The following is a 6,261-nucleotide window of genomic DNA, read 5'->3' as shown; positions in this document are numbered from 1 at the left end:
CCATTCGGCATCCGTCAGATCGGAGGGGTAGCGCAGCCCGCGCCGATCCGCCGCACGCCGATGCTCCGCTGTCCACGCCATCCTGCTTCCCCACAAATCGCCCGCAGGAGAAGGGAATCACATCCGATTCAGGTAACTCAATCCCTTTTCGGATGGGCTCTGAGCCAATCCGAAAATCTTCAGATCACGAACTACAAGGGTGCCAATAGCCATTCTTTCGAATTGTATCTCGGCCTCTTCATGGGAATGAAGGGAATGGATACTGAGAATATGCGAAGCTCTGGAAACAATTCCTGGATGGTCTCGACTTGGCGAGCCTTCGGCTGCGATTTCCGGCCCCAAGACGGCTTCTCGAGATTGCTTAAGGCCGATCGCTTCCTGTTCGGCCTGCCATTCCTGCCTACAAAATTCACCGCCCTGTCTCCGAGCTTCGCCCACTTCATCGGGCTGCGGCCCCGGCGCCTGTATGATCGGTTGTCGGCGCACTTCCGCAGCGAGGCTCGCAAGCGACTCGCACTCTGCGAATCCAGCACGCGGTGACTCCGGGCGCGCCGCAGGTCGAGATACTCGCTTCGCCGCGCGGCGAAGCGCTGGGCCAGCTGTGGCGGGAGTTGGAAGCAAAGGCGGCCGAGTTCTCCTTTTTCCAATCCTGGACCTGGGTCGGCTGCCTGGCCGATGAGCGCTACCCCGATCCGGTGCTGCTGCGGGCGAACAGCGGCGGGCGGCTGCTCGGCCTTGCCCTGCTGAACCGCCGGCGCGGCCGGCTTTGTCTGGCCGAGAGTGGCGAGCCGGTGCTGGACGCGCCCTTCATCGAGCACAACGCACCGCTGCTGGCCGCCGATGCCGGGCCGGAGGTGGAAGCGGCGTTACTGCGGGCGGCCTGGCAGGTACCGGGGGTGGGGCAACTGGTGCTGGGCGGCGTGCCGCCCCATCTGCCAAGGCTGGCCGGCGGCATCGCCTGGCGATGGCAGGAACGACCGGTGCCGCTGGTCGCGCTGGGCCCGGTGCGGGCGGCGGGCGGCGATTACCTGGCGGGACTCAGCGCCAATAGCCGCTATCAGATCCGCCGCTCCGCCCGGCGCTATGCCGCCTTCGGCGCGCTACGGCTGGACCGCGCCGAGACCCTGCCGGAGGCGCTGGAATGGCTGGAAGCGCTTGCCACGCTGCATGGAGAGACCTGGCGCGCCCGCGGTCGCCCGGGGGCCTTTGCCGATGACTTCGCGTGGCGCTTCCACCAAGCGCTGGTGGCGCGCGCTCAACCGCGGGGGGAACTCGACCTGCTGCGGGTGACGGCGGGCGAGCGGGTGGTCGGCTACCTCTACAACTTCCGCCTGCGCGGGCGGGTCTACGCCTATCAGAGCGGGCTGGACCACGTCGGCGCCGGGCCGCACGGCAAGCCTGGGCTCACTTGCCACGCGATGGCGGTGGAGCGGGCAATCGCCGAAGGCGCGGAGAGCTACGACTTCCTGGCCGGGCCCGACCGCTACAAGCGGAGCCTGGCCAATGCCGAAGCGACGCTGGTCTGGGCCGAGTTGGTGCCGCGCTGGTCGGCGCGGGGGCTGGTGGTACGGTTGCGGGGGGCAGCGGGGCGCATCGTCGGCGGCAGACCGCTCAGAGCCCTGACCCCGGCTTCAGCCGAGCGTCCGGCGCTGCGGGAGGGCAACACACGGGGAGCGGGCGCAGCGGATCAACCAATCGCCGTGATAATTGGCGGCCCGGCACCTCGATCCAGCGATAGAGCATGATGGAGGTAAGCGCCACTGCAACCAGATAGCCCAGTAGCACCGGCTCCAGGCGCGTGCCGGGATGGATGAACAGGAACTTCATCCAGTCCTTGAGGAAGTAGTGGCAAAGATAGGTCGAGTAGGAAATCTCGCCGATCCGCTCCAGCGGCGCCCAGCCGAGGCCGGCAGACAGGAAATGCCCGCCACGGGCCAGGGCATGGATCAGCAGCGCAAAGCCGAGCGGCATCGTCAGCCAGTCCTGGATGGGCAGGGCTGCATAGGCAGCAAAGCAGCCGAGCGCCGCGCCCAGCGCGAAATACCCCTCCCACCGACCCACCGAGGGGCGCGCGGCATGCAGGCGCTGGAGGAACACGCCGATGGCGAACTCCATCACGCAGCGGACCAGCCCGAAGGTCTCGATCCTGTCGCCGAGGCTGCCGCCGATACCCGCGCAGATGGCTGCGAAGGCCAGAAGCAGCAGCGCCGTCAGCCGGAGCGCGCCGGCGGCATCGCGCGCCCAGCGCAGAGCGAGCCAAGCCAGGAAAGGAAAGACCAGATAAGCGAACCACTCCGTACTGATCGACCAGGCCGGGATGTTCCAGGCAAGGCTATCCGTGGAGCCCCAATTCTGCATCAGCAGCAGGCTCAGCAGGAAGTAATCCGCAGCATAGCGTTCGCCGACCCGGCCGGCGGCCGAGAACAGGCCGATCGCGATCGGATTGGCAACAAAGGCAATCAGCATCACCAGGTGCAGCGGATAGATGCGACCCAGCCGGAGCAGAAGGAAACGGCGCACCTGGCCGGCATCCAGCCGGGCAAACTGCGTACTATAATTCAGCGAAATGACGAAGCCGCTGAGCATGAAGAATAAGTCAACCGCAAGGTAGCCGTGCGCCAGCGCGGCATGCAGCATGGGCGGCATCGTCGGTGGCAGGAGTTCCCGGACGTGGTAGAGCACGACCCACCAGGCGGCGAGCCCGCGGATGGATGTGAGCGCACGGATTGGCTGCCGCGGCACGTTGGGGGCACTGACAATCACGGGATAGGCGCAATCCTGTCGAGACGCTGAATCAGCCGATTTCCGGCCGGCGGCTGCTCTATATACAACTTCTGGTAATGACAACAGCCTTTGCCTTGTCGGTCGAGGCGTGATTGCCTGGGGCGGATGTGACGGCACGGCGCCAGGCAGACACCAATGTTTCGTGTGCGGATCTAAGAAGGGCGTGGCGGTATGGTGGATATGTTGGCGATCATGCTGGTCACCGGCGCCTGTCTCTATGTGACCATCCGTGCCGTCCTGCTCGACCGAATGCTGCCTTGGTTCGCGACACCCGTAGTGCGGGAGACGGAGCGAGAGAAGCCAGCATCGCCAGCCCATGACACCACGTCCTCGCCCCCAGCAACCGGGTGGCGCGCACGCACGACCGGGGCTGGCGCCCGGCCCGACCGGCAGATGGACCACTGATCGGCCATGCTGCGCAGCCTTTACTTGACCTTGGCATTTTTCTCTTTTATTGGCGTTGGGCTGGCTGCGCCATTTGCTCTGAGCCTTGGTTACATCTGGATCAGTATTTTTCGACCTCAGGCGATTGCTTACACCATTCTTCCCTCCATCCCAGTGTCGCTCATCATGGGGGCGCTGGCAGTCGGCTGGTACCTGCTCCGCGATCGGCGGTCACCACCACACTTCAGTCCGGTGCTCGGCATGATGGCGGCCATGGCGGCCTGGGTCACGCTGACGACCGCCGTCTTCGCCGTAGCGCCGGACAGCGCTTGGGAGAAATGGGACTGGGCCTTCAAGACCATCGTCTTTTCCGGCTTCATGGTCTTCGTCTTTCGCTCCCGCATCCAGATCGAGGCGCTGCTGCAGGTCCTCCTGTTTTCCTTCGCCGCGCATTTCCTGCCGGTCGGGATCAAGGTGGTGCTCAGCGGCGGAGGCTATGGCCAAGCGCTTGGCCTGATCGGGGGCAACAGCGGTTTCGGTGAAGGCGCCACCCTCGCCGCGGTGGCGTTGATGTGCATCCCGATCGCGCTGTTCCTGGCCAAGCACAACCGTCTCATGCCGGCTTGGCCGATCGTGCGGTTGGGCTATATCGGCATGGCCGGCCTCGCGGTCATGGCGACCATCGGGACCTATCAGCGGACCGGGCTGGTCGGGCTTGTTGTCCTCGCCATCACCTTCTGGGTGCGGAGCAGGCAGAAGCTCCTGGTTGGCACGGGCCTCGGTATCGGCGCCATCGTCTTCGCGCTCAGCGTGTCGTCAAACTGGGCGGAACGCATGTCGACGATTAGCGAATATCAATCGGAGGGTTCGGCCCTCGGCCGTATCCTGGTTTGGCAATGGACGCTCGGCTTCGTTGCGAACAATCCGTTCGGCGGCGGCTTCCACAGCTACATGATCAATGAGTTTACCTCGCAGCCGACGCCCGAGTACCCCAATGGATATACGGTCCGTGGCAAGGCCTTCCACAGCATCTACTTCGAGGCCCTGGGCGAGCATGGCTGGATTGGGCTAGGACTGTTCCTGGCCATCAACATCGCCACGCTGCTGAGCCTGCAACGCGTCATCCGGCGCACGCGCGGGTCGGAGGCCTTGGCCTGGTGCCGCGATCTGGCGGCGGCGCTGCAGGTCTCACTGCTGGTGCTGCTGGCGTGCGGCGCCTTCATCGGCATCGCCTTTCAGCCGATGTTCTGGTATCTCTTCGCCGCCTCCGGCTGCCTCTCGCACCATGTCGGGCGGGCGTTTGCACCAGACGTTGCGGCACGGCGGCAGCAGGCCCTCGGGGCAGGCGTCGGGACCCGCGGGAACGCCATCGCCGCACGGCCGTGGCGAGGTGCCGCCGGCGGCTGACCGGCGGCGCACGGACACCGTATCCCTCATCCGGCCAGCCCATCGCCCTGCCCTCTGGTTGCGCCGGCGCGCGCCGGGTTCAGTATGGTCGCCGCGCTGCGCCAAGGCGGCGTCGGCACTGGCCCCTGCCTGCCGAACCCGGAGGAATCACATGACCAAGCTTCCCTACGACGAGAATGAAGGCTTCAAGGCCGGCCGCGATGTCTGGTTCGAGATGCGGGGCCCAAAGGCCGCGCAGCAGGCGCTTGATCAGGCGGCCGAGCATGATTTGACGCGCGATCTGCGGCAGTACCTGTTCGAGCACTGCTTCGCCGCGGTCTGGGCCCGCCCGGGGCTGGAGCGCAGCGCGCGCAGCACCATCACCATTTCCGTGCTCACCGCCCTCGGCCGGACCGAGGAGCTGAAGTCGCACATCAAGATGGGCCTCGCGAACGGGCTGACGCGGGACGAGTTGAAGGAGATCTTCCTGCATGTCGGCATCTACGCCGGCGTGCCGACCGCGGTCGCCGCGGTGCGTGCGGCGATGGAGGTCTATGCCGAGCTCGACGGCGCGGTGAAAAGCTAGAGCGGATTGCGGAGGGCATGACTCCGCTGTAGCCCTCTGCGACCTGCGAGGTGGGGCCGGGCCGGGGTGCCGGCCCTTCGGCCCCGACGCCGCCGCCGCGGGCGATGTCGGCGGCGCTGTGCCGCAGATCGCCCGCTGCCTGCGGCTCGGCCGACCCGCGTTATGATCACTCACGCACAATGCCGTGCAGGGGGCGTAGGCTACCCTGCGCCGGCATCCAGCCCCGGCTCATGCCAACGAAGGCGCAGCGGCAACCGCCCAAACCCCGCCTGGCCCGCCATGGACGGGTGCCGGTGCCTCCGCTATCTTTCGCCACATACAACGCCCATGGGAATCCGGCATGCGCCGCAACCGCTTCCTGGCCATCCTGGCCGCGCTGCTGCTGGCCTGCGGGACCGTCGGCCCGGCCACGGCCCAGGAGGTTACGGTTTTCGCCGCCGCCAGCCTGACCGATGCGATGCGCGCCCTCGGCGCCGCCTGGCAGGCCCGTGGCAATCCGGCGCCGCGCTTCTCCTTCGCCGCCTCCTCGGCGCTTGCCCGGCAGATCGAGCAGGGCGCCCCGGCCGATCTCTTCATGAGCGCCGACGAGTCCTGGATGGACTATCTCCAGCAGCGCGGGCTGATCGTGGATGCGACGCGGGTGAGCCCGATCGGCAATGCGCTGGTGCTGGTGTCGCCGGCCAATGCGGTGCGCCCCGTCACCCTGACGCGCAACACCGATCTGCTGGCGCTGGTCGGCCCGCAGGGGCGGATCGCCACCGGCGACCCGGCGCATGTGCCGGTCGGCCGCTACGCCCGGGCCGCGCTCGGCTGGATGGGACAGTGGGAGGCCATCGCCCCGCGCCTCGCCCGCGCCGACAACGTCCGCGCCGCGCTGCTGCTGGTGGAGCGCGGTGAGGCGCCCTACGGCATCGTCTACGCCACCGACGCGGCGGCCAGCGCCGGCGTGCGCGTGGTCGGCGCCTTCCCGGCGGAAAGCCACACTCCCATCACCCATCCCTTCGCCCTGACCCGCCGCGCCAAGGGCAATGCCCAGGCCCGCGCCCTGCAGGAGTTCCTGACCGGGCCGGAAGCGACGCAAGCCTGGCAGCGCTTCGGCTTTTTGCTGGCCCGCTGACCCG

General features: G+C 67.2%; 5 protein-coding genes and 1 pseudogene. 5 read left to right on the top strand and 1 reads right to left on the bottom strand.

Translation table 11 applies throughout. The annotated features are described in order from the left end of the window. Together H7965_RS22135 and H7965_RS22130 are read left to right on the top strand one after the other, a co-directional pair. Positions 1-540, top strand: a 540-nt coding sequence (locus tag H7965_RS22135) for a hypothetical protein (protein ID WP_186772761.1), incomplete at its 5' end; no start/stop codon positions are given. After that, positions 537-1,745, top strand: coding sequence for a GNAT family N-acetyltransferase (locus H7965_RS22130; RefSeq protein ID WP_186772760.1), 1,209 nt, complete (start codon positions 537-539; stop codon positions 1,743-1,745). The genes H7965_RS22135 and H7965_RS22130, both read left to right, overlap by 4 nt. Positions 1,746-1,761: 16 nt before the next feature. Here the strand turns inward: H7965_RS22130 and H7965_RS31160 are convergent. Then, positions 1,762-3,102, bottom strand: a pseudogene (locus tag H7965_RS31160) (acyltransferase family protein); the annotation flags it as partial. 93 nt (positions 3,103-3,195) lie between these two features. On the opposite strand from H7965_RS31160, the gene H7965_RS22125 reads away from it, so the two are divergent. The 3 genes from H7965_RS22125 (at position 3,196) to modA (ending at position 6,257) form a co-directional block, all read left to right on the top strand. Further along, a complete protein-coding gene (locus tag H7965_RS22125; RefSeq protein WP_186772759.1) occupies positions 3,196-4,575 on the top strand; it encodes a putative O-glycosylation ligase, exosortase A system-associated in 1,380 nt (459 codons plus the stop codon). 151 nt (positions 4,576-4,726) lie between these two features. Next, positions 4,727-5,140, top strand: coding sequence for a carboxymuconolactone decarboxylase family protein (locus H7965_RS22120; RefSeq protein ID WP_186772758.1), 414 nt, complete (start codon positions 4,727-4,729; stop codon positions 5,138-5,140). Positions 5,141-5,480: 340 nt separating this feature from the next. Next, on the top strand, positions 5,481-6,257 hold the full coding sequence (gene modA, locus H7965_RS22115) for a molybdate ABC transporter substrate-binding protein (RefSeq protein WP_186772757.1): 777 nt from the start codon (positions 5,481-5,483) through the stop codon (positions 6,255-6,257). The last annotated feature ends 4 nt before the right edge of the window (positions 6,258-6,261 follow it).

The sequence above is a fragment of the Siccirubricoccus deserti genome, from assembly GCF_014283215.1.
In the GTDB taxonomy this organism is placed as follows: Bacteria; Pseudomonadota; Alphaproteobacteria; order Acetobacterales; family Acetobacteraceae; genus Siccirubricoccus; species Siccirubricoccus deserti.
This window is presented reverse-complemented; position numbering and strand designations above follow the sequence as displayed.